Genomic DNA, 22,972 nt, shown 5'->3' on the forward strand with positions numbered 1-22,972 from the left:
CCGTGGGCGCAGGAGCGCTAAGAATATGAAAATTGCAGTGATTGGAACAGGTTACGTCGGCCTCGTGAGCGGAACATGCTTTGCCGAGTGGGGCAACGAGGTGATCTGCGTCGACAAAAACGTGGAAAAGATCATGCAGCTGTCAAAAGGCAGGATACCGATCTACGAACCCGGGCTTGAGACGCTGGTCGCCCGCAACCAGAAAGCTGGCCGGCTGTCCTTCACCACCAACCTCTCCGAGGCGGTGAGGAACGTCGATGTCGTCCTTATCGCGGTTGGCACACCGCCGCGCGCCGGGCACGGAGACGCCGATCTTTCCTTCGTTCACATGGCGGCGAAGGAAATCGCCCATGCCCTCTCCGGCCCGGCTGTCGTCGTCGTGAAATCGACCGTACCGGTTGGCACCTGCGACGCCGTTCAGAAGATCATCGATGCCGTCCGCCCGGCGGGCGACGTGTCAGTGGCCTCGAACCCTGAATTTCTCCGTGAGGGCTCTGCAATCGACGATTTCCTGTTTCCCGATCGCGTTGTGATCGGCGTCGAGGACGAGCGCACCGAGGCGGTGATGGCCGCGCTTTATGAGCCGTTCTCCGACGGCAGCACCCCGGTGGTGATGACCAAGAGGCGGTCGGCCGAGCTCATCAAATATGCCTCGAATGCCTTTCTCGCCACCAAGATCATGTTCATCAACGAACTGGCCGATCTCTGCGAGCGTGTGGGCACCGATGTGAGCGAACTGGCGCTCGGCGTGGGGCTCGATCACCGGATCGGCAGGGCCTTTCTGAATGCCGGGCCGGGATATGGCGGCTCGTGCTTTCCCAAGGACACGCTTGCGCTGCTTCGAACGGCCCAGGACTTTGGCGTTACCCTGCGCATCGTCGAGGAGACCGTGTCGTCCAACGAGGCGCGCAAGAGGAAAATGGCGCTCAAGGTTGTCGATGCGATTGGAGGCGATGTCGATGGCCTGACGATTGCGGTGCTCGGCCTGACGTTCAAGCCCGATACCGACGACATGCGCGATGCTCCTTCGGTTTCGCTCATCGAGACGCTGCAGCGCTTCGGCGCAACGGTGCGGGCGCATGATCCCGTGGGAATGAGCAACGCTTCTCGGATCCTGGAGAATGTCGCGTTTTTCGAGGATCCCTATGAATGCGTGCGGGATGCTGATGCGATCGTGGTCGTCACCGAGTGGGAGAGCATCCGCCAGCTCGACCTCGTTCGCCTGAAGAGCCTGGTGCGATCCAGCAATCTGATCGACCTGCGCAACGCGTTCGCGCGCGGCGCGGCGCGGGCAGCGGGCTTTAGCGTGTCGAGCATCGGACGGCCGAGCGAGCCCGAGCTTCGAACGGGAAAATCGCTGTCTGAGGCGGATCCGCGTTTTGCGTCGCCGGTTCGAAGCCTCGTCGATGCCAGAGCCGACCGTGGCAAACTGCTGCCTTCCGAACCCAGACAATAATTCCTGTTCTCTCCGCTTTGAGCCTCAAGAGGAGCTGTAAACATGCCTGTGATGAGTAAAATTTCAAAAGCCGCCGTCTTTTCGACCGCAGTTTTGGCGTTGTCGGGAGCCGTCCTTGCCGCCAGCCTGCCCCGTGGCCTGCCGGCCGCGAACCCGGATACGTCAAGCCAGATCGACGACAAGCGTCCAGTTGTCACCCCCGCGTCGATAGACGTTGGGGCCTATGATCCGCATGGCGACTACACCAACGACACCACCGTCAAATACGAACATCTCTTCCTGCCCTGGGAAGACGTCGACCTGTCCTCGCTGGCGCTGGCCGATGAATATGCCCTGCAGCGCGGCCGCACTCTGCTGATCACGGTCGAGCCGTGGTCATGGTCGGTCGACTGGCGGCTGACGGCGGATCAGCTTCTGCAGGGCATCTATGCGGGCAAGTACGACGCCAACATGGACGCCATCTGCACCGCCGCGGCAGGCCTCAAGAGCCCGGTCATCATCCGCTGGGCGCAGGAGATGGACGAAACAGACAACCAGTTTACCTGGGCAAAATGGTCGCCGGAAGGCTACATCCATGCCTACCAGCGGGCGGTTACGGAGTGCCGCAAGCACAACACCACCGCAAAATACATGTGGTCGCCGAAAGGCAATCCGTCCCTTGTCGACTTCTATCCCGGTGACGGTTTCGTCGACATCGTCGGCCTGTCGCTCTTCGGTCTCCAGCAGTATGACAGGGACAAATTCGGCAAGGATCAAACCTTCGTCGAGACCCTCGAACCTCGCTATCGCCTGGCCGAAAAGTTCGGCAAGCCGGTTATGGTCGCCGAGCTCGGCTACGAAGGCGACCAGAACTACGTGAAGAACTGGGCTGAGACCGCAGCCCAGCCGCACCCTCAATTCCCGAAACTCACCGCCGTCGTCTACTTCAACGACCGCGAAGTCTATCCGTGGCCGGACAACTACGGTCTTCCGGACTGGCGCGTGAAATCTGTTGCTACAAACTAAGGAGAAGAAAATGTCGAAGATTTTTCTGTCACTGCTCGCCGGTTCCGTGATGGTCGGCTGCATTGCCGCAACAGGCGCCGGAGCCGCCACCGCGAAAAACAAGGACGTCACCGCGCAGTTCGGCGTGCCGCTCCCGGCGAACGAACTGTTCCAGCTCTATCAGGGCAGGTCCTGGCTCTGGAGCGACGGCGCCGGCTACTTTTCCCCGAAGCAGCGCCAGTTCAGATCCTGGACCGGCAGCGGCAAGACGGCCTCCTACGGCGAGGGCCGGTGGTTTATTCCCAATGCAGGCAAGCTCTGCTTCAAAGCTACCTGGACAGCCCAAAGCGGCAGCGCCCCGGCCGTTACCTGCTTCAGTCATCGCGTGAAGGGCGGCAACGTCTACCAGAAGCGCGAGCCAGATGGCGAGTGGTACCTGTTCAAGCACGCTGCGGTGAAGCAGGGCGACGAATACGCCAAGCTTCGCAAGGGTGACTATGTCGGCAAGCGCTTCGGGATGGTCAAAGCACGCCTTTCGGAAAAGAGCTGAACATGGATCGCCGGTCGAGCAGCACGGGCATGGGGTTGCTGCGCGCCGGTGCGCCGCCGGTCTTCGCGCGGGGGGCGACCGAACGGCTAGCGCATTGGCCCGAAGATCGGGAAAGGTTTTCGGGCCAATGCCTAAATTTGCAATGCGAAAGCAGCGTTGCCTGGTCAGCGCCGCCCTATGTCAAAGGCCTGCAGCGCGGACCTCTCGGCTGTTACCCTCTCAGGAAACAGCCGGATTTTTGCCCGAAGCCGCTTGGCGTGCAGATGTAGGGCGCCCTGCCCAGGTAGGTGGCTTTCACCGTCCGGGCCGGTGGCTCGGCTTTAAGGGCTCGATTTACAACCGGGACGGCTCGATTGACCGTCGGCTTGAGCGGACGATTTATCGTCAGGGAGTAGGTCGAGGCGAACGTTGTCAACGCCGCCGTCTTGATGGTCTGGGGCTGCGCGGTGCACCCGGCAACCAGCATCGCAAGAGCCGTCAATGAAAGGGGAAGAGCTGCCCGAAAAACACCGGCCGATCTGACCTCGACGTTGCCCGGATTTGCACTGGAACGTTTTTTTGTCATTTGAAACCCCCACTTTTTTCCTTGTTCGTGGAAGTAACATGCAGGACTGCACTATCCCTTTAAGCCGATTGCGAAAATTTGAAGCAATATTTAGCTCTGTTCGATCCGGAGGCGGGTTTTTCCAACTAATTCGCTACAACTTTTCCGATTGCCTCAATTCGGCCTTTACGCGAGCTTGTTAGAGAATATCCTACGGTTTGGGGAAACAGGATCGCGCCCGCTCTGTCAGGGTGCAAAGAGGGGGCCACGTTGGGGGACGACTATCTGATCTGGTCGAACGAGCACCGCGCCTGGCGGGGGCCACGCCGCTGGGGTTATGTTTGGCGCATCGAAAACGCTGGCCGATACAGCCGCGATGAAGCGCTGGAAATTTGCACCGCCACCGCGGCAAGCGGGGATGCCCCCGAACCGTTACGCGAAATCCCGGTGCGTCGGGTCGATGTCGAATTCTTGCTGGATCGGGAAGCCCAAGCCGAAATTCGGAAAGCCGCGGGCTGAACGCCGCGATGCGTGTTGGCCGAAGGGCGCGGCAAGCGTCGTCAAGCCAGCAACTGTGTGGGTATGCCGAGCATGGGACCGGCTTCGGCCAGCCGCAGGTCGAGTGTGTGGACTGTGGCGCCATGCTCCGCTGCAACGGCTAGGTGTAACGCATCACCCGCGCGAAGCCCAAGCCTGTGTTGATCGACAAATGTCGCTGCCGATCGAAAATGCCTTCCGGTCACGGGCAGAACAGTGAAACTCTCGGCAACCAGCTTGTTGAACATCGCGAGCGATGCCGCGCGCTGCTCCAGCGTGATCTGCCCGGCCCGCAGCTTGATCGCCATGGCCGAGGATATTTCGGTGATGGTCCAGTCACTGACCAGAAGCTGTTCCGGGTCCTGCGCCGCCAGCCAGCTTTGCGCTCGCGCTGTTGCGATTTCATTGGAAAGCGCCGCAACGATCAACGACGTGTCCAGGTAGAGCATCAGAAGCGGTCGCCGTCCCGCATTGATCTCACCAGATCGGCGGCATCCTGCGGCTGTAGCGGCATGGTCGCGGTGAGAGACTGAAGCTGCATCGCATCGATCGGTTTGCGCGGCCGGGCGACGGTTGTGAGTCGGGCAACCGGTTTGCCGCGACGGGTGATATCGATCGAATCGCCCGCCTCGACCCGGTCAACGAGTTCGCTCAGATGTGCCTTGGCGTCTGCCAGATTGACCGCGCTCATGCCATGTTCCTGACCATGTAGATGGTCATATAACGCATGCCGGTGCGGAATTCTAGTCGAACCGGCTTGCGGGAGCGATATCGCAGGATGCAATTCCGCATCGTGCGGGCGAGGTGATCGGCTGCAAATCGGGATCGTCTTGCACCCGCGCAATGTTCAGACGACTCGCACCGTCAGCTCGGCCACGCCCTCGATGGAGGCCTGCATGACCTCGCCCCGTTCGATTGCGCCGACACCCGAAGGCGTGCCCGAGAAGATCAGATCGCCCGGCGCCAGGGTGAACAGCCCCGACAGATAGGCAATGATTTCCGGCGTCTTCCAGATCATCTGGTTGAGGTCGCCGGTCTGGCGGCGCTTGCCGCCCACCGAAAGCTGGATTTCGCCGCTCGATGGATGGCCAATGCGCGATGCCGGAACGATGCCGCTGCACGGCGCTGATTTCTCGAACGCCTTGCCGATTTCCCAGGGACGCCGGAGCTCCTTCGCCTCGGCCTGCAGGTCGCGGCGTGTCATGTCCAGGCCAACGCCATAGCCGAAAACGTGGTCCAACGCTTCGCCGACGGGAATTTCCGAGCCGCCCTTGCCGACGGCAATCACCAACTCCACCTCGAAATGCACGTCACTGGATTTGGACGGGTAGGGAAAATCCGAACCAGCGGGCAGGATGTTGTCGGGATTCTTCTGGAAGAAGAACGGCGGCTCCAGCGACGGGTCGTGACCCATTTCGACGGCGTGCGCTTCGTAATTCCGGCCCACGCAATACACCCGGCGCACAGGAAAAAGCTGTGTGCTTCCGGTCACCGGGACGGTGGTCAAAGGAGGCGCGGCCACGACGAAATCGCCGGGAGCGCCCTCGTGAGGGGGGAATGCGGTCATCTGAATCTCCTTGATGGTATCTGGATTTGACCGATCTGCCATTTGCAGCGGCGCGACGCCAGCCGTCCTGTGGAAGTCAGTCGATGCGTTCGATGTCTCGCCGCAGCACGATCACCGTCGTCAGATCCTGCACGCTCGGCTGCGTCGCGATGAGGTCGCGCAGCGTGTTCAGCCGATCGATGGACGGAACCTCCACCTCGACGATCAAATCCAGCTGGCCGCTCACCGATGATACCCGCCTGACTTCCGGATAGCGCGCAAGCTGGTCAAGCACGCCGATAGATGGCGTTCGTTCCAGCGTCACGAGCAGGAAGGCCACGACAAGTCCCTTGTCCATCTGGCCGATATCGGCGCGGTAGCCGCGGATGACGCCGCTCTTTTCCAGCGCAGCGACCCGCTCGCTGGTGGCGCTGCGCGACAAACCGATGCGACCGGCAAGCGTCTTTAGCGGGATGCGTGCCTCCTTCGACAGGATGCCGAGGATGTCCCGGTCCTTGGCGTCGAGCTCCTTCATGGCCGGTCTCTTTCCCGCTCCGTTAAAATGCCGGTCAATGCAGTCAAAGTGGCGGTGTAACCGGCGCTTTGCCGGATGCCCGATTTTTCGCCCCGTGCCAAGCTTCCAGACAGCAAATTCGGAATGCCTATGACCGACGTGACCCATCCCGCGCCCCAATTTTCCCCGGCTGAGGCAAAAGCGCTTGCCGTGAACCATTTTGGCGTCGCGGGAGAAGTCAGTCCGCTCGACAGCGAGCGCGACCAGAACTTCAGGCTGTCGACGGACAAGGACGAGTGGATCCTGAAGATCGTCAACGCCAGCGAGCCTGCGGGCGAAAGCGAATTCCAGACCGCGCTGCTGGAGCACCTGGCGCGCATCGCGCCTGGTCTCACCGTGCCCCGGCTGCAGAAAACGCTCCGCGATATGCCGCTTGCCCATGCCACGGGTGCCGCCGGCGAAGACCATGCACTGCGTCTCGTCTCGTGGTTGCCCGGTCAGCCTTTGGCGGAAACGCAGCGTACACTGGAGCAGGCTGAAAGCCTCGGCGCCGCCCTTGGCCGGCTCGACCGCGCGCTGCAGGGTTTTATCCATCCCGGCGCACTGCGCAGCTTTGATTGGGACATCCGGCGTGGCGGCGATGCGCGTGCCAGGCTCCACCATATCCATGACGCCGACGACCGTGCGCTGCTGGTGCGTATGCTCGATCATTTCGACGCCGCCGTCGCGCCTCGCCTCTCTGGCTTGCGCGCGCAGGTCATCCACAACGATGCCAACGATTGGAACGTTCTGGTCGATCCGGATGATGAACAACGCGTCACCGGCCTGATCGATTTCGGCGATGCGCTCTATTCGCCGCTGATTGCGGAGGTGGCTGTGGCTTGCGCCTATGCGACCCTCGATGCCGAGGATCCGATCGGTGCGGCTGCCCGCCTTGCCGCCGGCTTCCATGCCGAATATCCGCTGCGTGAGGAAGAGGTCGATCTCCTTTTTGACCTGATCGCCATGCGTCTGGTCATCAGCGTGTCCCTGTCGGCCGTGCGCAAGGAAAAGACCAGCGACAATCCCTATCTCGCCATCAGCGAGGCGCCGGCGTGGCGGCTGTTGCGCCGCCTGGACAGGATGAACCGGCGCTTCGCCACCGCGATCCTGCGCCATGCCTGCGGCTTCGATGCCGTGCCGGGAGCAAGCGCCATTGCCGGCTGGATCGGGGACAATCGCAAGGAATTCGCGCCCATCCTCGACCGCCATCCGGCAACGCTTGCCAAAGCCATAGTGCCCTATGGCGATCCCACCCATCCGATGACAGTGTCATCGGCAGGCCAGCAGCCGGAGAAGGCTACGGCCTGGTGGGATGCGCATTGTGCGCAGCACGGCATCGCGCTCGGCATCGGACCCTGGGGTGAGGAGCGCACGGTCTATACCTCAGACATCTTCTGGTCGCGCTTCGTCGAGGGTGCGCGTCGCGTCCATCATCTTGGCCTCGACCTGTTCATGCCGGCCGGCACGAAACTCTACACGCCGCTCGACGCCACCGTGAAAAGTGTCGAGATCGAGGAGGATCCACTGGGTTACGGCTGCCTGGTAGCGCTTGACCATGCTCCGGAGGGCTGCCCGCCCTTCGTGACTCTATGGGGCCATTTGGCGCACGAGGCGGCGGCGCGGCTGAAACCGGGTGAGCGCCTGGCAGCCGGCGCGCTTGTCGGCGAAATGGGCGTGCCCGCCGAGAATGGCGGCTGGGCGCCACATCTGCATTTCCAGATTTCCGCCGACCCGCAGCTTGCGGCCCGCGATATTCTCGGCGTCGGCGAAGCGCGCTACCTCGATGTCTGGCGCGCGCTGTTTCCGGACGCTGCCGACCTGGCCGGAATCCCGCCGGAAACCTTTGTCCAGACCGGCCGCACGCGTCCGAGATCGTCGCCGCGCGCAAGGCGTTGCTGCTGCCCAACCTGTCGATCTCCTATTCGGAGCCGATCAAGTTCGTGCGCGGCGAGGGCGCCTGGCTGATCGACGACCGCGGCCGCGCCTATCTCGATTGTTTCAACAATGTCTGCCATCTCGGCCATGCCCATCCGGACGTGGTCGAGGCAATCGCCTGCCAGGCTGCAAAGCTCAACACCAACACGCGTTATCTGCACGACGCCATCGTCACCTATGCCGAGCGGCTGACGGCGACGCTGCCGGACGGCCTGTCGGTGGCATCCTTTGCCTGCTCGGGCAGCGAGGCCAATTCGCTGATGCTGCGCATGGCCCGCACCCATACCGGGCGCAGCGAAGCCATCGTGCTCGACTGGGGTTATCACGGCACGACGCAGGAACTGATCGACCTCAGCCCCTACAAGTACAAGCGCAAGGGCGGAAAAGGCCGGCCCGACCATGTGTTCGAGGCGACCATTCCGAACAGCTACCGGGCGCCAGCCGAATGGCCGGCCGAAGAACATGCCAAACGTTTTGCGGCGAGCGTCGCCGAGCAGATCGCGGCGATGGCGAAAGCGGGCCGTGCGCCCGGCTTGTTCCTCGCCGAATCCATTCCGAGCGTCGCCGGCCAGGTCTTTTTGCCCGACGGCTACATGAAAGAAGTCTACGCCATGGTGCGAGCCGCCGGTGGCATCTGCGCCGCCGACGAGGTGCAGGTCGGTTTCGGTCGCGTCGGCAGCCATTGGTGGGCGTTCGAAACGCAAGATGTGACCCCTGATATCGTCACAATGGGCAAGCCGATCGGCAACGGCCATCCGATGGCCGCCCTGGTGACAACGCGCGAGATCGCGGCGTCGTTCGACAACGGCATGGAATATTTCAACACCTTCGGCGGCAATCCGGTGTCCTGTGCCGCGGGGCTGGCGGTGCTCGACGTCATCGAGCGCGACCGCTTGCGGGAGAACGCAGCCGAGATCGGCGCCTACCTGGTCCAGCGCTTCCGGCAACTGCAGGCGCGTTATGACGTGATCGGCGACGTGCGTGGCCAAGGCCTGTTCCTCGGCATCGAACTGGTCGAGGACCGCAAGACCAAAGCGCCGGCGACCGCTTTCGCGCGCCGCGTCAACGATGGTGCGCGGGCGCGTGGTGTGCTGATCGGCACCGAAGGGCCGCACGACAATGTGCTCAAGATGCGCCCGCCGATGATCTTCAGCCGGGCCAATGCCGATCATCTGGTCGGCGTTCTCGACGAAACCTTTGCGGCGGTGCTGGCGGAAGAGGCTTGAAGCAGGCCTGCACGCCGCTCGGCGCGGTGTGCGGCAGGAATTGAAAAATGAAAGATTTCAATGGCTTCCGGCGCAGTGGCGCCGGCGGCAGGGAGAAGCTTTGCTCTAAGAGGAAACATCAAGGGAGGAATGATATGAAACATATGTTTGCATCGACACTTCTGCTCGCCGGCATGATCATGGCCGCGCCGGCTGCGGCCGACACGCTCGATATCGTCAAGCAGCGCGGCACCGTGACCTGCGGCGTCAGCCAGGGCGTCGCCGGCTTCTCAGCCCCCGATGACCAGGGCAGGTGGAAGGGCTTCGACATCGACATCTGCCGCGCCGTGGCGGCCGCCGTATTCGGCGACCCGGAAAGGGTGAGCTACGTGCCGCTTTCCACCAAGGACCGGTTCACCGCGCTGCAGACAGGCACCGTCGACCTTTTGTCGCGCCAGACGACCTGGACCTTGTCGCGTGACAGCGGCCTCGGCATCCATTTCGTCGGAACGGCCTATTATGACGGCCAGGGTTTCATGGTGCGCAAGGATCTCGGCGTCGACAGCGCGCTCAAGCTTTCGGGCGCCACGGTCTGCGCCGAGCAGGGCACGACAACCGAGCAGAACGTTGCCGACTATTTCGGCGCCAACAACCTCAAATACGAGACGGTGGTCATCGATTCCGCCGAAGGCATCGTGAAGGCTTTCGACAGCGGCCGTTGCGACGTCTACACCACTGATGCCTCGGCGCTTTACGCACAACGCTTGCGGCTCGCCGAACCGGCCGCTTACACCGTGCTGCCGGAGATCATCTCCAAGGAACCGCTTGGACCTGCCGTCCGCCAGGGCGACGACAAATGGTTCAACATCGTGCGCTGGACGCTGTTTGCGCTGCTCGAGGCCGAAGAACTCGGGGTTACGCAGGCGACGGCGGAAGCCGGGCTAACCTCGGCCAATCCGGTTGTCCGGCGCTTCCTCGGCGCGGAGGGCGACAACGGCCAACAACTCGGTCTCGATCCGCGCTTCGCCTACAACATTGTCTCGAAGGTCGGCAATTTCGGTGAGGTTTTCGACCGCAACCTCGGCCAGTCGAGCGAACTGAAGATCGACCGCGGCATCAATGCGCTGTGGAACGCCGGTGGACTAATGTACGCGCCGCCGCTGCGCTGAGAACGACAGGGATGGTCGCCACGGTCGGCGACCATCCCTTTACAAGTGCGTCAGGATCTCGGCCGTTCCTTTTTCGGATCGTAGTGGGCGAAGGGAACCACGCGGGCGGGCAGCCGCTTCTGGTGGCCGTCGAGCTTGCCGATCTCGACCTCGGTGCCGACCGCGGCATGGGCGACATCGAGCCGCGCCAAGGCAATGTTCTTGTTCAGCACCGGCGAGCGCATGCTCGATGTGACCTCGCCGATCTGGGCGCGACCGACATGCACGCAATCGCCATGGCCGACCGCCACGTTGGCGTCGATGTCGAGGCCGACGAGCTTGCGCAGCGGATTGTCCTTGCGCCGGATCAGCGCTTCGCGCCCGATGAAATCGTCGGTCTTGGTTTTCAGCGGCACGGTGAAGCCGATGCCGGCCTCGAACGGGTCGGTCTGGTCGGAGAATTCGTAGCCAGCGAAGATCAGCCCGGCCTCGATGCGGACCATGTCGAGCGCGGCCATTCCCATCGGCTTCAGCCCGTGCGGCTGGCCGGCTTCCCAGACCGCGTCGAAGACCTTTTCGGCATCGCGCGGATGGCACCAGATTTCGTAGCCGAGTTCGCCGGTATAGCCGGTTCGCGAAACCACGATCGGCACGCCTTGCGCATCGCCGATGCGGGCGACGGCGAAACGGAACCATTCGAGTTCGGCGATGGACGGCTGGACCGGCGAGGTCCAGATTATTTCCGTGAGGATGTCCCGGCTCTTCGGACCTTGCACGGCGATGTTGTGCATCTGGTCGGTCGAGGAGCGCACCAGCACCTTCAGCCCGAGTTTTTCGGCCGTCTCGCGCAGCCACACGCCGGAGTAATCGTCGCCGCCGATCCAGCGGAAATTGTCCTTGCCGAGGCGCAGCAAGGTGCCATCGTCGATCATGCCGCCATGCTCGTAGCACATCGCCGTGTAGACGACCTGGCCGACGCCCAGCTTCTTGACGTCGCGCGTCAGCGTGTATTGTAGCAGCGCCTCGGAATCCGGGCCGGTAACCTCGAATTTGCGCAGCGCCGAAAGGTCCATCACCACCGCTGCCTCGCGGCAGGCCCAGTATTCCTGCAGTGGCCCTTCCTTGGCAAAGGAATTGGCCAGCCAATAGCCCTTGTATTCGATGAAGTCGCGGGTGTGTTTGGCGAAGCTTGAGTGGAAGGCGGTCTCGCGGGTCATTTTTGGCTCTGCATCCGGTGTCGTTCTTCTGGCGATGGCACGCGAAAACTTGTGCTGCCCGGAATAGGTCCGGACGTGAATGTCTGTGAGGTTCCAGCCGTTGGCTGGCGTGGTGTCGTCCGGGCAGGCGGACGACACGCAGACGATGTCGGTCAGCGCGCGCAAAAGCACATAGTCTCCCGGTCGTGACCACGGTTCATCGGAGTACATGACGCCATGGGCGTCGATGCCGGTGTTGAAGAAGAAGTTGACTGCCATCCAGCCGCCACGTGGATTGACGCCACGGTCGGCCAGCGCGGCGTTGAAATTCTCCGAGCAGTTGACGTGGCCGGGATAGCCGATGTCGTCGTAGTATTTGGCGTAGCAGGCAAGTGCGAAGGCGTCGTGGCGCCCGCAGGTGTCCTGCACCACCTCGACCAGCGGCTCGAAATCCTGGTCATAATACTTGGAATGCAGGCCGGGCATCGGGTAGCTGGCGCCCATCAGTGATCGCGTCGCGGTGACGTCGAGTGGCAGGTCGCGGCCCTTGTCGAGCTTGCGCGCGGAGAAGCACTGGAAGTCGGTGCACTGGCGACCGTCGACGTCTATGATCTGGATATAGTCGCCAGCCTTGACGAAATAGGCCTCCGCCGTCCGCGAATGAACGCGCACGTCAAGCACCGGGTCGGCAAGCGGGTCGGGAAGATCGGATTTTTGCCCAAGACGGATCGTCGCCCGCTTGACTGTCAGCACCAGCGGCGTTGTCGTGTCCTGCCCGTCGACCTGCATCGGTGCGCCGGGGGCGGCAACGACCAGCACCCCGTCGCGTGTTACTGCAAAACTCTCCTCCGTACCGGTCGGTGTGGAACCGTCGAAGAAGCGTATGCCCTGAGCTTTGGCGAGTGAAAGCTTGCGCCGCTCCATGCCGGCGCGAAAGCTGCGCAGGCTGGCATCGCCATCGAGCAGCAACGCCTTCAGGCCGGCGGCATCGCTGTTACCGTTTGTACCCAGAATGCCGGGGTCACTTTTTCCCGATCTGTCGAAAGCCACCAGTTCGCAAGGCTGGCCGCCTTCAAGATTGCCAATGGCGAGCCTGTCGCCGGCCTCGATCTCCACAAGCACGGCGCCTCCACCCGCCACCTGGTAGCGCTCGATGCCCGCCGACGCCGCCAGCGGTTTTGGCCGCAGGATCACGCTTGGCCGCGGCGGTCCCAAGGCGATGTCGGGATAGGCTGGCTGCATCATGAACCTCGCCAACAGTAATGTTTGCCTGTGGTAAAATTATTTCACCCTTATGATATTCAAATGCGAGGCGGAAAACAAGTCTCGGTCGGCTGACGGCGCTCGCATTACGGGTAAGACGTGCTCACCGTTCAACAAGCTGTTGACAGTTTCGTACTGCCGTACCTATCATTGCAGTGAAATTATTTTCGTAGGGGACAACTAAAAAGGAGGAGCACATGAAATCCCGCGTCGCCGTGATCGGGGCCGGACCATCTGGCCTTGCGCAGCTTAGGGCTTTTCAATCCGCGGCTCAGAAGGGAGCCGACATCCCCGAAATCGTCTGCTTCGAAAAACAGGCCGACTGGGGTGGCCTCTGGAACTACACCTGGCGCACGGGTGTTGACGAACATGGCGATCCCGTCCACGGCAGCATGTATCGGTATCTCTGGTCGAACGGCCCGAAGGAATGCCTCGAATTCGCCGACTACACCTTCGAGGAGCATTTCGGCCGGCCAATTGCGTCCTACCCGCCGCGCGAAGTTCTGTGGGACTATATCAAAGGGCGTGTCGAGAAGGCCGATGTGCGCAAGTGGGTGCGCTTCAACAGCCCGGTCCGCTGGGTAAGCTATTCCGAAGACACCGGTAAATTCACCGTGACGGTCCATGACCGCTCCAACGACGTGGTCTATTCCGAGGAATTCGACAATGTGGTGGTGGCGTCCGGCCACTTCTCGACGCCCAACGTTCCCTATTTCGAAGGCATCGCCAAATTCAACGGCCGCGTCATGCATTCGCATGACTTCCGCGACGCCCTAGAGTTCAAGGGCAAGGACATCCTGATCATCGGCCGCAGCTACTCCGCCGAGGACATCGGCTCGCAGTGCTACAAATACGGCGCGCGCTCGATCACCACGAGCTATCGCAGCAAGCCGATGGGCTTCAAGTGGCCGGAAAACTGGAAGGAAGTGCCGCTTCTCCAGCGCGTCGAAAACAAGACCTGCTACTTCAAGGATGGCACGTCGCGGGAGGTCGATGCCATCATCATGTGCACAGGCTATCTCCACCACTTCCCGTTCCTGACCGAGGACCTGCGGCTGAAGACGGCGAACCGCCTGTGGCCGCTCGATCTCTACAAGGGGGTCGTGTGGGAGAACAATCCGAAGCTGTTCTTTATCGGCATGCAGGATCAGTTCTACACCTTCAACATGTTCGACGCGCAGGCCTGGTTCGCCCGCGACGTCATGTTGGGCCGCATCAAGCTTCCGTCGAAGGAGGCGATGCGCGCCGACAGCCAGAAATGGCGCGAGCGCGAGGAGACGCTGGAGGACGCCGAGCAGATGATCTGGTTCCAGGGCGACTACACCAGGGAACTGATCGAGGCGACCGACTACCCGAGCTTCGACATCGAGCGGGTCAACAAGACCTTCATGGAGTGGGAGCACCACAAGATGGAAAACATCATGGGTTTCCGCGACCACGGCTATGCGTCGATCATGACTGGAACGATGGCGCCCAAACACCACACGCCCTGGCTGCAGGCGCTCGACGATTCGCTCGATGCCTACCTCAACCGTCCCGAGCTTGTGGCCTGATCCTCCCGGCCTACCGCAATAGCCAAGAAACGGGCGCCATTCGGCGCCCGTTTCTTTGTGCGGCTGAGAGCGTGTCGCCGGTTCAGTCCGGCCCAAATCCCGCCGAGGTCGGGGCGCCGTCGTCATGCTTCGACAGCCATTCGACGACTGTCGGGCGATAGCGGGTCAGGCCCTTGTAGTCGGCAAGCTCCTGGGGCAAGTCGCGCAGCACGCGATGCAGACGCCGCGCCCATTTCGGCGAGGTCACCAGCTCATCCATCTTGATCAGATAGCAGCGGATCGGGAAGACCAGTGCGTTGGATCGCGGCAGCCGCCAGAAGCTCTGCAATTCGACCCGCAGGTGGACCTTGTCGCCGACGTTCTCGGGCGTCACCGTCATGCGGTCGGTGCCCCATTTGTGATAATTCTCCGGGCTGGTGTCGAGCCGGGGATTGATCGTCATCGTCCAGTTCAGCCGCCGCGCCGGCTTGCCCTGCTGGATATTGGTCAGGAATTTCAGCGCGCGGGTGAAGATGCCTTTCTCGTGCGCAAGCGGCACCGGCGCATGCCACTCGAAGAAGTTCATGCCGATGTCGAAATCGAGCGACCAGTCGGCCTGGGTGGTTACCATGCCGGCATCCATCCACAGATTGCCGTCGCGCTGGTCGAGGATGCAGAAATCGCCCTGGCTCTGCCTTGTGATATATTCCATCGGTCCGTAGGGCAGGGTGGAAACGTCGCCGAAGGTGAAGGTGTCGTCGATGCCGAGCGGGCGGTTGATCCACCGCCAGCGGTCGCCGTCGCGACTGAGCGAGAAGTGTTCGGGATACCCGTTGGCCTGCTCGGTCATCAGGAGTTCGAGCAGGTCCCAGCCGGCCAGCGTCATGTGCGGCAGCGACTGGCAGCGCAGCGGATCCTCCGCCAGCACCAGCGCCCGGTCTTCCATCTCCGCGACATAGTGTTCGTCGACGTCGATCAGATTTTCCAGAACGCTGCCTTCAGGGCCGGGAACATGCGGCTCGATGTTGACCGCGTACATGTAGGCGTCTTCATGGAAGGGGAAGGGAAAGCGCCGGACGAATTCAGGGCTGTTCCTGAAGGTGAAATCGTCGCGGAACGTTTCTTTCCTGAAATTGATACCCATGGTTCCTCCCTCCATACCTAGCGTTCGAGAACCAGCGACGAGCCCTCGAAGCGCGAGACGCACGGCATGATCTTCTTGCCGGAGCAGTGATCTTCCTCGGAAAGCCAGTGGTCGTTGTGCCGGAACACGCCGTCATGTGAGATGACGTTGGTCTCGCACTGACCGCAGACGCCGCCGCGGCAGAGATAGGGCGGGTCGACGCCCGCCGCCTCGATCGCTTTCAGAAGGCTCTGCTGTTCTCCGACGCGGATCTGGTTGCCGCTGACCGCAAGCGTGACATCGAAAGGTGCGCCCGGCTGCGGGGCCGCGAAATGCTCGTAATGAACCGTTTCGTCGGGCCATCCCTGTGCCGCCGCTGTCTCCCGCACCCAGCGGATCATGCCGGCAGGTCCGCAGATGTAGAGATGCGTGCCCAGCGGCTGCGAGGCGAGCAACCGTTCCAGCGGCAGCTTTTCGTTGCGGTCATCATAATAAAGCTGGACGCGGCGTCCGTAGCGCTGCGCCAGCACATCCGTATATGTGCCGAGCGCCGGCGTCCTGCATGTATAGTGGAGCTCGAAATTGCCGCCCTCGGCGGCAAGCTGCGAGGTTTGCGCCATGAACGGGGTGATGCCGATGCCGCCAGCGATCATCAGATGTTTTTTCGCGCGAAGATCCAGCGAGAACAGGTTCACCGGATAGCTGATCACCATTTCCGTGCCGCGCCTGACGCGGTTGTGCATGAACAGCGAGCCGCCACGCCCGACATCGTCGCGGCGCACGCTGATCGTGTAGTCGCGCGTGTTGAGTGGCGAACTCATCAGCGAATAGGGGTTCAGGCGGGTCCGGCCATCGTCGCGCATTTCGACGACGACATGGGCGCCGCCCGAGAAAGTTGGAAGATCGCCGCCGTCGGTGCGTTCGAAATGGAACCGCTTGACCAGTTCATTGACCGCCACCACTTCGGTCACGGTGACATTGAGTTTCGTCGTGCCCGTGCTCACCGGAACATCTCCTCTTTCTGAGGGATTTCGGTCGGATCCTCGGCGTTGATGCATACCCCCTGGAAGGCGGCGATGCGCCGCGAATAATGATCGCGCACCAACAACAGCAGCCCGCAATGCGCGCAGGTCGCCGGTTGTGTGGTCACGTCCTCGGTGATCCCCTTGCAATGAACGCATTGGACGCGGCGCGCCAGCGAGCCGCGATGTTCGGTCTGGATCGAGGTGTGGTCGATGCCGGATTCCAGCGCCGCCTGCATGGCTTGTCCGATCAGGCCCTCGGTGCCGGAAAGATAGATGCGCAGGCCCATATGCGCGGTGGCGAGCGTCTGCTTCAGCCGCGGAATTGCAGCCGCTATCGACGGGCCTTCGTAATATTGCGCGGGTTTCAGTGCCTTGAGCGCGGCCAGAAGGCTATCCCCTGTGCGGCCGGGGATAAACATGATGTGGGCGGCGCCGAAAAACCCTTCCGGCGCCTGGCGGGCGAGATCGAGTATCGCGGATCCGCCTTCTGCATCCGCAACGAAGAGGTGGCTCTTGCCGGCCTGCGGTGACAGTGTTCCGTAGACCGGGCGACTTTTGATCGTCTGTGCCGGCATTCCGTCCAACGCCTCAGCCCTTCGCCGTGCGCTTCAGTTTCTTCGGATCGTCGAACGGCAGCGGCTGTGCGGTCGCCTTGACCGCGCCGCCGGCGTTGCGGATTTCGAGCGGCGTTCCCGCCACGGCGCTATCGATGTCGAGACGGGCGATGCCCATCGATTTTTTCACCAGCGGCGAATACATGGCGCAAGTCACCACGCCTACCTTCTTGCCGTCGCGGTAGACAGGAGCGCCTTCGTCGGCGGGCTTGTCGCCCTCCAGCAGCACGCCGAAAATCTTGAAGCGTTCCTTGCCTTTTAGGCGATAGTGCTCTTCCGCGCCGCGGAAGCCGGTCTTGCCGGGGCTGACCGTGAAATCGAGACCAAGCTCCCATAGCGTGTCGCCGGGGCCTTCGTTCTCGAACGGATATTTCTGCGAGTTGTCGTAGGGATAAAACAGCAGGTAGCTCTCGACGCGCAGCATGTCGAGCGTGGTGAAGCGGCAGGGAATGATGCCGTCCCTCTTTCCTTCTTCGAGAATCGTGTCCCAGATCGTACCGGCGTCCTGGCCGCGGCAGAAAATCTCGTAGCCACGCTCGCCGGTGTAGCCGGTGCGCGAGATCATCACCGGCAGTCCGAACAGCCGCGTGTGCATGTGATGGAAATAGTTGAGGTCGCGGATGCCTGGCACATGCTTTGCGAGATAGTCGACCGCAGTTGGCCCCTGCAGCGACAGGTCGTGCAGATTGTCGTCGAAGCGGATGGAGACATCGCGGCCAACGGCGGCTCGCTGCAGCTCTTCATGGCCGGTGCCCGACCCATGCACGACCATCCATGAGTTGGGTGCTATGCGATAGAGAATGCAGTCGTCGGTGAACTTGCCGGCGTCGTTCAGCATGCAGGCGTAGGCCGATTTGCCGGGATAGATCTTTTCAACGTCGCGGGTGGTGGCAAGGTCGAGCAGATGCGAGGCGTGCGGGCCGTTGACGTGAACCTTCTTCAGACCCGAAACGTCCATCAACCCGGCTTTGGTGCGGATCGCGACATATTCCTCGTCGGCATCCTTGTCGTAGGACCACGCTGTTCCCATCCCGCTCCAGTCTTCCAACTTGGAGCCAAGGGCGCGATGGCGGTCGGCCAACGTCGAGAAACGCCAGGAAGCTGTCATCGATAAAATCCTCCGTAGATCGACTGGTTCCCCTGCGATCGTCGCCTTTGCCGGGGCGCGACCTGTTGAGACATATTGACTCGAAATCGATCCACAGGGCAACATCAGTGTGCAAGAAATTTTACTGCTAGGCAACTTGCCTTGTGCAGGCGAATGTCGCGCGGGCTCTCGCGGCTTATTCGTGCGGACATCCAGCGACTTCTCTCAAAGGAAAAAAAAATTCATAGGAGTTGAGTTCCGGTTTTGAAGCTGCTAATTTTTCATCATCAGGTTCCAACCATCGTGAGGTGACGCCATGTGCGGAATTGTCGGGCTCTTTTTAAAGGACAAGTCGCTGGAGCCGGAACTCGGATCCATGCTGTCGGAAATGCTGGTCCTGCTCACCGATCGCGGCCCCGACAGCGCCGGCATCGCCATCTATGGCGCCGCCGAAAAAGGACGCGCCAAGATCACCATCCAGTCGCCCGCGCCATCCAGCGATTTCCCGAAGCTCGAAGCCGATCTGTCGAAAGAGATCGGCGCCAAGGCCAAGGTCACCGTTAAGTCGACCCACGCGGTGATCGACGTGCCAACTCGAAACGCCGAAGAGGCGCGTGCGGCGGTTCTTCGGCTTCGCCCGAATGTTCGCATCATGGGATCGGGCGATGTCGTCGAGATCTACAAGGAGGTCGGACTGCCGGAAGCCGTCGTGAAGCGCTTCGATGTGCAGGCGATGAGCGGCACGCATGGCATCGGCCACACCCGCATGGCGACCGAATCCGCCGTCACCACGATGGGAGCGCACCCGTTTTCGACCGGGCCGGACCAGTGCCTTGTCCACAACGGTTCGCTATCGAACCACAACAATCTGCGGCGCGAGCTGATCCGCGACGGCATGAGCTTTGAAACGGAGAACGATACGGAGGTTGCCGCCGCTTACCTCTCCTCGAAGATCGCGCATGGCATGAATCTCGGCGAGGCGCTGGAGAGCGGGCTGAACGATCTCGACGGCTTCTATACCTTCGTGGTCGGCACCAAGAACGGCTTTGGCGTGGTGCGTGATCCGATCGCCTGCAAGCCGGCCGTTCTTGCCGAGACCGACCGTTACGTTGCTTTCGGTTCGGAATACCGCGCGCTGGCCAACCTGCCTGGCATCGCAGACGCCAAAGTGTGGGAGCCCGAGCCGTCCACCGTCTACTTCTGGGAGCACTGAAGCCGTGAATGTGACCAATGTTGCCACGACGCCGGCGCGCGAAGTGAACTATGCACCGCGGGTATTCGATCTCGCTACGACGCCGCTGCGCGACCTCAACCAGGCGCTCCATCAGATCGCCGATGGCGCCGACGAACCGGCCTGGGAAGTCTTGAACCCCAAGGGAAGCCACGCCGTGGCGGCCGGTGTCGACCAGCCTATCACCATCGAGGTGCGCGGCAGCGTCGGCTACTATTGCGGCGGCATGAACAGCAAGGGCAACATCACCGTTCACGGCTCCGCCGGTCCCGGTGTCGGCGAAAACATGATGTCCGGGTCAATCGTGGTGAAGGGCGACGCCAGCCAGTATGCCGGCGCCACGGGCAGGGGCGGTCTTCTGGTGATCGAAGGCAATGCGTCGTCGCGCTGCGGCATCTCGATGAAGGGCATCGACATCGTCGTCTGCGGCAATGTCGGGCACATGTCCGCCTTCATGGCGCAGTCGGGCAATCTCGTCGTGCTGGGCGATGCCGGCGATGCGCTGGGCGATTCCATCTACGAAGCGCGACTGTTCGTGCGCGGCAACGTCAAGAGCCTTGGCGCCGATTGCATCAAGAAGGAGATGCGCCCCGAACATCTCGCCAAGTTACGGGAACTGCTGGACCGCGCCGGGGTCAAAGGCGTCAAGCCCGAGGAGTTCACGCGCTACGGTTCGGCGCGCACGCTCTACAATTTCAACATCGACAACGCCGACGCGTACTGAGGGATGCCAGCATGACCTATCACAATCCTCCGACGACGCCGCGCAGATCGGCGACGTTCGACGAGTACACGATGTCGGAAATCCGCCGCGCCGCAGCCACCGGGATTTATGATATCCGAGGCGCGGGCGCCAAACGCAAGCTGCCGCATTTCGACGACCTCCTGTTTCTCGGCGCCTCGATCTCGCGTTACCCCCTCGAAGGCTACCGCGAGAAATGCGAGACGAGCGTTACGCTCGGCGCGCGCCATGCCACCAAGCCCATCGAACTGAAAATCCCGATCACCATCGCCGGCATGAGCTTCGGCTCGCTGTCGGGTCCCGCCAAGGAGGCGCTGGGTCGCGGCGCCACTATTGCCGGTACATCCACCACCACCGGCGACGGCGGCATGACCGAGGAGGAACGGGGTCATTCCAAGACGTTGGTCTACCAGTATCTGCCGTCGCGCTACGGCATGAACCTGCGTGACCTGCGTCGTGCCGATGCCATCGAGATCGTGGTTGGGCAGGGCGCCAAGCCGGGCGGTGGCGGCATGCTGCTCGGCCAGAAGATTTCGGACCGTGTCGCCGAGATGCGCACGCTGCCGAAGGGCATCGACCAGCGTTCCGCCTGCCGGCATCCCGACTGGACCGGTCCGGACGATCTCGAAATCAAGATCCTCGAGCTGCGCGAAATCACCGACTGGGAGAAGCCGATCTACGTGAAGATCGGCGGCGCGCGTCCTTACTACGACACGGCACTGGCGGTGAAGGCCGGCGCCGATGTCGTCGTGCTCGACGGCATGCAAGGCGGTACGGCGGCGACCCAGGAGGTGTTCATCGAGCACGTCGGCCAACCGACGCTCGCCTGCATCCGCCCGGCGGTGAAAGCCTTGCAGGATCTCGGCATGCACCGCAAGGTTCAGCTCGTCGTGTCGGGCGGCATCCGCAACGGCGCCGATGTCGCCAAGGCGCTCGCCCTCGGTGCGGATGTGGTGTCCATCGGCACCGCTGCATTGATTGCGCTCGGCGACAACGATCCGCGCTGGGAGGAGGAGTACCAGAAGCTCGGTACGACCGCCGGCGCTTATGACGACTGGCATGAAGGCAAGGATCCGGCCGGCATCACCACGCAGGATCCGGAATTGATGAAACGTGTCGACCCGGTCGCCGCGGGAAGGCGTCTGGCGAATTATCTGAAAGTGATGACGCTTGAGGCACAGACCATCGCGCGCGCCTGCGGCAAAAATCATGTCCATAATCTCGAGCCGGAGGATCTCTGCGCACTGACCATCGAGGCTGCCGCAATGGCAGGCGTTCCGCTTGCGGGAACGAGCTGGATACCCGGGCAGGGCGCCTTCTGAAAACTGACTGGGAGGTCATAAAAAATGGGAACGACTTTCGAGATGAAAATGGGGAACGCGGAAGCCGGCGATTTGAAAAAATACGCCAAAGCCAAGAACATCAAATATTTCATGATCTCCTACACCGACCTGTTCGGTGGCCAACGCGCCAAGCTGGTGCCGGCGCAGGCGATTTCCGACATGCAGAAGGATGGCGCCGGCTTTGCCGGTTTCGCCACCTGGCTCGACCTGACACCGGCGCACCCGGACATGCTTGCGGTTCCGGATCCTGCCTCGGTCATCCAACTTCCCTGGAAGCCCGATGTCGCCTGGCTGGCGTCGGACTGCCTCATGGAAGGCAAGAGCGTCGCCCAGGCGCCGCGCAACACGCTGAAGCGGCTGGTATCGGAGGCGGCTGAACTGGGCATGTCGGTGAAAACCGGCGTCGAGCCGGAGTTCTTCCTGACCACGCCAGACGGCAAGCAGATTTCGGACGAATACGACACATCAGCCAAATCCTGCTATGACCAACAGGCTGTGATGCGCCGTTATGATGTCATCGCCGAAATCTGCGATGGCATGCTGTCGCTGGGCTGGGAGCCCTATCAGAACGACCACGAGGACGCGAATGGCCAGTTCGAGATGAACTGGGCCTTCGACGACGTGCTGGCCACCGCCGACAAGCATTCCTTCTTCAAGTTCATGGTCAAGTCGATTGCTGAGAAGCACGGCCTGCGCGCCACCTTCATGCCGAAGCCGTTCCAGGGCCTCACCGGCAATGGCTGCCATGTCCACATCTCGGTCTGGGATCTCGCCGGCAAGAAGAATGCCTTCGCCGACAAGGACATGGATCTTGGCCTGTCCGAACAGGGCAGGCATTTCCTTGGCGGCATCATGAAACATGCTTCGGCACTTGCGGCGATCACCAACCCGACCGTCAATTCCTACAAACGCATCAACGCACCCCGCACCATTTCGGGCGCGACCTGGGCGCCCAACACGGTCACATGGACCGGCAACAACCGCACCCATATGGTAAGGGTGCCGGGGCCTGGCCGTTTCGAACTCCGGCTCCCCGACGGCGCTGCCAACCCCTACCTCATGCAGGCTGTCATCATCGCGGCCGGCCTTGACGGCATCCGGTCGAAGGCCGATCCAGGCGCGCGCAGCGACATCGATATGTACAAGGACGGTCACACCGTCACCAACGGCGCCAAGCTGCCGCTCAACCTCCTCGACGCATTGCGCGAATACGACAAGGATACGTCTTTGAAGGCGGCGATGGGGGAGGAGTTCTCGGCGGCATTCCTGAGGCTGAAGCAGCAGGAGTGGAATTCTTTCGCGTCGCATTTCACCCAATGGGAACGCGACAACACGCTCGACGTTTGAGGCGACCC

General features: G+C 62.0%; 20 protein-coding genes and 1 pseudogene. 11 read left to right on the forward strand and 10 right to left on the reverse strand.

Going from position 1 to position 22,972, the window contains the following annotated elements; translation table 11 throughout:
• The first annotated feature begins 25 nt into the window (after positions 1-25).
• Genes F3H98_RS21690 through F3H98_RS21700 form a run of 3 tightly spaced genes read left to right on the forward strand, consistent with a single transcriptional unit; the run spans position 26 to position 2,990 of the window.
• Positions 26-1,456 carry a UDP-glucose dehydrogenase family protein gene (locus F3H98_RS21690; protein ID WP_149762415.1) on the forward strand — a complete coding sequence of 477 codons (1,431 nt, stop codon included), beginning with the start codon at positions 26-28 and terminating at the stop codon, positions 1,454-1,456.
• A 51-nt stretch (positions 1,457-1,507) separates the two neighbouring features.
• On the forward strand, positions 1,508-2,461 hold the full coding sequence (locus F3H98_RS21695; protein ID WP_149762444.1) for a glycoside hydrolase family 26 protein: 954 nt from the start codon (positions 1,508-1,510) through the stop codon (positions 2,459-2,461).
• A gap of 10 nt (positions 2,462-2,471) precedes the next feature.
• Positions 2,472-2,990, forward strand: coding sequence for a DUF995 domain-containing protein (locus F3H98_RS21700; protein ID WP_244621841.1), 519 nt, complete (start codon positions 2,472-2,474; stop codon positions 2,988-2,990).
• 211 nt (positions 2,991-3,201) lie between these two features.
• Here the strand turns inward: F3H98_RS21700 and F3H98_RS21705 are convergent, their stop codons facing one another.
• Positions 3,202-3,555: a hypothetical protein gene (locus tag F3H98_RS21705; protein ID WP_244621842.1), complete on the reverse strand. Its 354-nt coding sequence runs from the start codon at positions 3,553-3,555 to the stop codon at positions 3,202-3,204.
• Between the two features lie 249 nt (positions 3,556-3,804).
• Between F3H98_RS21705 and F3H98_RS21710 the strand changes: the two genes are divergently transcribed.
• Complete coding sequence (locus F3H98_RS21710; protein WP_149762416.1) at positions 3,805-4,053, forward strand: hypothetical protein; 249 nt, start codon at positions 3,805-3,807, stop codon at positions 4,051-4,053.
• 41 nt (positions 4,054-4,094) lie between these two features.
• On the opposite strand, the gene F3H98_RS21715 is transcribed toward F3H98_RS21710, so the two are convergent.
• The 4 genes from F3H98_RS21715 to F3H98_RS21730 form a co-directional block, all read right to left on the reverse strand.
• Positions 4,095-4,520, reverse strand: coding sequence for a type II toxin-antitoxin system VapC family toxin (locus F3H98_RS21715; RefSeq protein ID WP_149762417.1), 426 nt, complete (start codon positions 4,518-4,520; stop codon positions 4,095-4,097).
• The gene (locus F3H98_RS21720) at positions 4,520-4,762 is read right to left on the reverse strand and encodes a type II toxin-antitoxin system Phd/YefM family antitoxin (protein ID WP_149762418.1); all 243 of its coding nucleotides are present in this window, start codon (positions 4,760-4,762) and stop codon (positions 4,520-4,522) included. The genes F3H98_RS21715 and F3H98_RS21720 overlap by 1 nt, the downstream gene beginning before the upstream one ends.
• Before the next feature lie 156 nt (positions 4,763-4,918).
• Positions 4,919-5,638: a fumarylacetoacetate hydrolase family protein gene (locus tag F3H98_RS21725; RefSeq protein WP_149762419.1), complete on the reverse strand. Its 720-nt coding sequence runs from the start codon at positions 5,636-5,638 to the stop codon at positions 4,919-4,921.
• Between the two features lie 76 nt (positions 5,639-5,714).
• Positions 5,715-6,152: an Lrp/AsnC family transcriptional regulator gene (locus tag F3H98_RS21730; RefSeq protein WP_149762420.1), complete on the reverse strand. Its 438-nt coding sequence runs from the start codon at positions 6,150-6,152 to the stop codon at positions 5,715-5,717.
• Between the two features lie 129 nt (positions 6,153-6,281).
• Between F3H98_RS21730 and F3H98_RS21735 the strand changes: the two are divergent.
• Together F3H98_RS21735 and F3H98_RS21740 are read left to right on the forward strand one after the other, a co-directional pair.
• Positions 6,282-9,334, forward strand: a pseudogene (locus tag F3H98_RS21735) (aminotransferase class III-fold pyridoxal phosphate-dependent enzyme).
• A gap of 134 nt (positions 9,335-9,468) precedes the next feature.
• A complete protein-coding gene (locus F3H98_RS21740) occupies positions 9,469-10,482 on the forward strand; it encodes an amino acid ABC transporter substrate-binding protein (RefSeq protein WP_149762421.1) in 1,014 nt (337 codons plus the stop codon).
• A 50-nt stretch (positions 10,483-10,532) separates the two neighbouring features.
• On the opposite strand, the gene F3H98_RS21745 is transcribed toward F3H98_RS21740, so the two are convergent.
• Complete coding sequence (locus tag F3H98_RS21745) at positions 10,533-12,899, reverse strand: trimethylamine N-oxide demethylase (RefSeq protein WP_280178020.1); 2,367 nt, start codon at positions 12,897-12,899, stop codon at positions 10,533-10,535.
• Between the two features lie 218 nt (positions 12,900-13,117).
• On the opposite strand from F3H98_RS21745, the gene F3H98_RS21750 reads away from it, so the two are divergent.
• Positions 13,118-14,473 (forward strand): NAD(P)-binding domain-containing protein, encoded by a 1,356-nt coding sequence (locus F3H98_RS21750; RefSeq protein WP_149762423.1) that lies wholly within the window; start codon positions 13,118-13,120, stop codon positions 14,471-14,473.
• An 82-nt stretch (positions 14,474-14,555) separates the two neighbouring features.
• Here F3H98_RS21750 and F3H98_RS21755 read toward each other — a convergent pair whose 3' ends face one another.
• From F3H98_RS21755 to F3H98_RS21770, 4 genes are read right to left on the reverse strand one after another with little or no spacing between them, the layout of a single operon-like run.
• The gene (locus F3H98_RS21755; RefSeq protein WP_149762424.1) at positions 14,556-15,596 is read right to left on the reverse strand and encodes a heme-dependent oxidative N-demethylase family protein; all 1,041 of its coding nucleotides are present in this window, start codon (positions 15,594-15,596) and stop codon (positions 14,556-14,558) included.
• 17 nt (positions 15,597-15,613) lie between these two features.
• A complete protein-coding gene (locus tag F3H98_RS21760; protein ID WP_149762425.1) occupies positions 15,614-16,579 on the reverse strand; it encodes a PDR/VanB family oxidoreductase in 966 nt (321 codons plus the stop codon).
• Complete coding sequence (locus F3H98_RS21765) at positions 16,576-17,175, reverse strand: dimethylamine monooxygenase subunit DmmA family protein (protein WP_149762426.1); 600 nt, start codon at positions 17,173-17,175, stop codon at positions 16,576-16,578. The genes F3H98_RS21760 and F3H98_RS21765 overlap by 4 nt, the downstream gene beginning before the upstream one ends.
• 13 nt (positions 17,176-17,188) lie before the next feature.
• The gene (locus F3H98_RS21770; protein WP_149762427.1) at positions 17,189-18,322 is read right to left on the reverse strand and encodes an aminomethyl transferase family protein; all 1,134 of its coding nucleotides are present in this window, start codon (positions 18,320-18,322) and stop codon (positions 17,189-17,191) included.
• Positions 18,323-18,617: 295 nt separating this feature from the next.
• On the opposite strand from F3H98_RS21770, the gene F3H98_RS21775 reads away from it, so the two are divergent.
• The 4 genes from F3H98_RS21775 to glnT are packed head-to-tail and all read left to right on the forward strand — an operon-like array spanning position 18,618 to position 22,964.
• Complete coding sequence (locus F3H98_RS21775) at positions 18,618-19,514, forward strand: class II glutamine amidotransferase (RefSeq protein WP_149762428.1); 897 nt, start codon at positions 18,618-18,620, stop codon at positions 19,512-19,514.
• A 43-nt stretch (positions 19,515-19,557) separates the two neighbouring features.
• Positions 19,558-20,256 carry a GltB/FmdC/FwdC-like GXGXG domain-containing protein gene (locus F3H98_RS21780; RefSeq protein ID WP_483237995.1) on the forward strand — a complete coding sequence of 233 codons (699 nt, stop codon included), beginning with the start codon at positions 19,558-19,560 and terminating at the stop codon, positions 20,254-20,256.
• An 11-nt stretch (positions 20,257-20,267) separates the two neighbouring features.
• On the forward strand, positions 20,268-21,596 hold the full coding sequence (locus tag F3H98_RS21785) for an FMN-binding glutamate synthase family protein (RefSeq protein WP_149762429.1): 1,329 nt from the start codon (positions 20,268-20,270) through the stop codon (positions 21,594-21,596).
• A gap of 48 nt (positions 21,597-21,644) precedes the next feature.
• A complete protein-coding gene (gene glnT, locus F3H98_RS21790) occupies positions 21,645-22,964 on the forward strand; it encodes a type III glutamate--ammonia ligase (RefSeq protein WP_149762448.1) in 1,320 nt (439 codons plus the stop codon).
• The last annotated feature ends 8 nt before the right edge of the window (positions 22,965-22,972 follow it).

The sequence above is a fragment of the Neomesorhizobium albiziae genome (assembly GCF_900114255.1).
Taxonomy (GTDB): Bacteria; Pseudomonadota; Alphaproteobacteria; order Rhizobiales; family Rhizobiaceae; genus Neomesorhizobium; species Neomesorhizobium albiziae.